The following is a 3,421-nucleotide window of genomic DNA, read 5'->3' as shown; positions in this document are numbered from 1 at the left end:
ACGCCAAGGGCATCATCGCCGCCCAGATCGCCGCCGCCCAACGCTTGCGCAGCGAGGGCCTCGCCGCCGGGCTGCTCTTCCTGGTCGGCGAGGAACGCGACAGTCTCGGCGCCCGCGTCGCCAACCAGCGCTCGCCGGGCGTCCGTTTTCTCATCAACGGCGAGCCCACCGAGAACAAAGTCGCCATCGCCTCGAAGGGTGCGCTGCGTGTCGAGATCGTCGCCCGCGGCCGCATGGCCCACTCCGCCTATCCCCATCTCGGTGAGTCCGCCACGGAGAAGCTCGTGCGCGCTCTTGACCGCCTGCTGGCCATGCCTCTGCCCTCCGACCCGGAACTCGGTCCCACCACCTTCAACATTGGACTGCTCGAAGGCGGACGCGCTCCCAACGTCATCCCCGACCACGCCCGCGCCCACCTGCTCTATCGCCTCATCGGCCCCACCGAAGAGCTCAAGCAACAGATCGTCGCCGCCGTCGGCGACCTCGCCCGCGTCGAGTTCGGGCTCGAGATTCCTTTCGTCCGCCTGCACGCCGTCGACGGCGTTCCCACCATGGTGGCCGCCTTCACTACCGACATCCCCGCGCTCTCCAATTGGGGCCGGCCGCTGCTCATTGGCCCCGGCTCCATCCATGTCGCCCACACCGAGCGCGAATCCATCGAAAAGCAGCAGCTCCACGACGCCGTCTCTCTCTACTGCTCCATCGCCCGCCGCCTCCTCGCCGCCGACTGATTGCTCCTGCCGGGAAGTCTTGAATCTGAGCTGTCTTTCTTCGCCCGCCATGGGAAGTGAAGAATCTGTTTTTCTTGCTGGCCGCCTGCGAAACTCTACCGCTTATCGCTTATCGCTTATCGCTTATTGCCTTTCCTGATTGCTGAGTGCTGTGTGCTGAGTGCTTGCTCTCCTAGTGCTAGACTGGCTCTGCATGTCTTCGGAAACCACCAACGCCCTCGCCGCTGCGTCTTCTTCCTACCTGCGGTCCGCCATGCACCAGCCCATCCGCTGGCACGAATGGGGACCGGAGGCCTTCGCCGCCGCCCAGCGCGAGAACAAGCCCGTCCTCCTCGACATCGGCGCCGTCTGGTGCCATTGGTGTCATGTGATGGATCGGGAAAGTTATGAGAACCCGAAGATCGCCGAGGTGGTGAACGAACACTTCATCGCCGTCAAGGTGGATCGCGACGAGCGGCCGGACGTAGACAGCCGCTACCAGGCGGCTGTCAGCGCCATCAGCGGGCAGGGGGGCTGGCCGCTCACGGCGTTCCTCACGCCGGACGGCCGGCCGTTCTACGGCGGGACGTACTTTCCGCCCGAGGACCAGTACGGGCGCCCGGGCTTCCGGCGCGTGCTGGAAGCCATCGCCGGGGCCTGGCGCGAGAAGCGCGACCACGTGCTGCAATCCGCCGCCAGCGTGATGACCGCCATCGGCCAGGCGGAAGCCTTCACCGGGCGCTCGGCGGAGTTCTCGCCGCGCATCATCGAAAGCATCGTGCAGTCCGCCGTGCAGATGTTCGACCTGCGCCACGGCGGCTTCGGCCAGGCACCCAAGTTTCCGCATCCTGCAGTGATGGACCTCATCCTCGACCGCTACGCGCGCACCCGCGAAAGCTACCTGCGCACGGTCGCCGACACTACGCTGGAGAAGATGGCGCGCGGCGGCGTCTACGACCAGCTTGCCGGCGGATTCCATCGCTACTCGGTGGACGAGCGCTGGGTGGTGCCGCACTTCGAGAAGATGTCCTACGACAACTCCGAGCTGCTCAAGAACTACGTCCACGGATACCAGGCGACCGGCAACGCGTTCTTCGCCGCCGTGGCGCGCGACATTCTGCGCTGGATGGACGAATGGCTCAGCGACCACAGGCACGGCGGCTTCTACGCCTCGCAGGACGCCGACTACTCGCTCGACGACGACGGCGATTACTTCACCTGGACGCAGGAGGAAGCCCGCGCGGTGCTGACGGCGGACGAACTGGAAGCCGTCATCCATCACTACGACCTGGCCGAGGTCGGCGAGATGCATCACAACCCGGCGAAGAACGTGCTCTTCGTGCACGCCACGCCGGCGGAGATCGCCGTCCGCCTGGGCACGCAGACGGAGCGCGTCGAGGCGCTGCTCGATTCGGCAAAGAAGAAGATGCTGGCCGCGCGCCTGCAGCGTCCCACGCCCTACGTGGATAAGACCGTCTACGTCAACTGGAACGCGCTGTGTGTTTCGGCGTATCTGGAAGCGGCGCGCGTACTCAATCTGCCGGAAGCGCGGCGCTTCGCGCTGCGCTCGCTCGACCGCATCCTGGCGGAAGGATGGGACGCCAAGCAGGGACTGCGGCACGTGATTGCGTACTCCGAAGCTCAGCCTGCAGCCGGCGGCCCGCACCCAGCAGCAACACCGAGGCGGAGCCCGGTGCGCGGGCTGCTCGACGACTACGCCTTCACCGTGTGCGCGTGTCTGGACGCCTACGAAGCCACCGCAGCGCTCAGCTACTTCACCTTCGCGCAGCACATCGCAGAGGCCATGATCGCGAAGTTCTACGATCCGATGTCGGGCGGCTTTTTCGACACCGAGCGACCTTACTCGGCCGGGGATGCGCCACAGGCGCTCGCCGCTGGTTCCGAAACCGCGTCCGGCGACGGGGCACTGGGCGCGCTGGCCGCGCGACGCAAACCTTTCCAGGATTCGCCCACGCCCGCCGGCAACTCGGCTGCGGTCATCGCGCTGATGCGTCTCTACGGCTACACGCATGACGAATCGCTGCGGGAAAAGGCCGAACAGACGCTTGAGGTCTTCGCGGGCCTGGCGCCGCAGTTCGGCATGTTCGCCGGAACTTACGGCATCGCGGCGGTGTGGTTCGCGAATCCGCCGCTGCACGTGGTGGTAGTGGGCAACGACGAACTGGCGCAAAAGCTCTACGACGCCGCCGTGCGACCCTTCGCGCTGAATAAGGTGGCGTTGCACCTGACCGACAGCGAGATCGCGCCGCAGAACCTGCCGCCCGCCCTGGCCGAGACCATCCCCAACCTGCCGGCGGTGCGCGAAGGCAAGTCGGCGGCGGTGATCTGCGCGGGCTTCACCTGCCGTGCGCCCATCTTCGAACCCGACCAACTCACGCGGGCGCTGGAGGAGACACTGGCTGCAACAAAGGCCTAGCCGCGGATGAACGCGGATGGGCGCGGATTCTTGAAGGTCGGGGTTCGGTCTTCTTGTCCGGAAGGTAACCACAGTGGAAGCGAGAGGTTAGGCAAGGCAGGAAGCAGGCGTCACGCGAGTCGCGAAGTTCGGCGCGAGGGTGCCCCTCGATAACAGCGAAGGCGTTGTCAAGGGACACGACGTCCTTCGGTGCGTGAGCACCGTGGTGAGGGCCAGAGAAGTTGAGGACCAAGGACTCTGGGGTTCCACGTTGTGAATCACGCTGCGGTGGATC

Annotated in this window: 2 protein-coding genes; both read left to right on the top strand. The window is 65.9% G+C overall.

What is annotated here, in order from left to right; all coding sequences use genetic code 11:
* On the top strand, positions 1-731 hold a 731-nt coding region (locus VNK82_00240), incomplete at its 5' end, for a M20/M25/M40 family metallo-hydrolase (GenBank protein ID HXE89371.1).
* 193 nt (positions 732-924) lie between these two features.
* Positions 925-3,147 (top strand): thioredoxin domain-containing protein, encoded by a 2,223-nt coding sequence (locus tag VNK82_00235; protein HXE89370.1) that lies wholly within the window; start codon positions 925-927, stop codon positions 3,145-3,147.
* The last annotated feature ends 274 nt before the right edge of the window (positions 3,148-3,421 follow it).

Source organism: Terriglobales bacterium (genome assembly GCA_035573675.1).
In the GTDB taxonomy this organism is placed as follows: Bacteria; Acidobacteriota; Terriglobia; order Terriglobales; family Acidobacteriaceae; genus DATMAB01.
Note: the sequence above shows the minus strand (reverse complement) of the source record. Positions and strands in the feature narration are given on the sequence as shown.

Coding starts and splice junctions, on each gene's coding strand:
- VNK82_00235 (HXE89370.1), top strand. CDS start 925: ATGTCTTCGGAAACCACCAACGCCCTCGCCGCTGCGTCTTCTTCCTAC.